Genomic DNA, 237 nt, shown 5'->3' on the forward strand with positions numbered 1-237 from the left:
ACTTGTATAACAATGTTGAAGGAAACCAAAAAGGAATGCTGCTGATGGGCAAGGCAATAACGGGTCTAAGGAAGCCTAATCTGTATGAGTTATTCATGCTGCATGCGGCTGCTCGGGGGCGAGTCGTAGGAGATGCGGCTGGCGCGCAGACGGTGTTTGCTGTGGATGCAGGGATTACCCCTTTCGATATAAATCGGATTATGGCTGAGTTTATTGCTTAAATATAGCGGTCGGTTT

Annotated in this window: 1 pseudogene; it reads left to right on the forward strand. The window is 47.7% G+C overall.

From position 1 onward, the window contains the following. Positions 1 to 221: pseudogene (locus KVT27_RS26075) on the forward strand (cytoplasmic protein); the annotation flags it as partial. Between the last annotated feature and the right edge of the window lie 16 nt (positions 222 to 237).

The organism is Lysinibacillus sp. GbtcB16 (assembly GCF_019091145.1).
Lineage (GTDB): Bacteria > Bacillota > Bacilli > Bacillales_A > Planococcaceae > Lysinibacillus > Lysinibacillus fusiformis.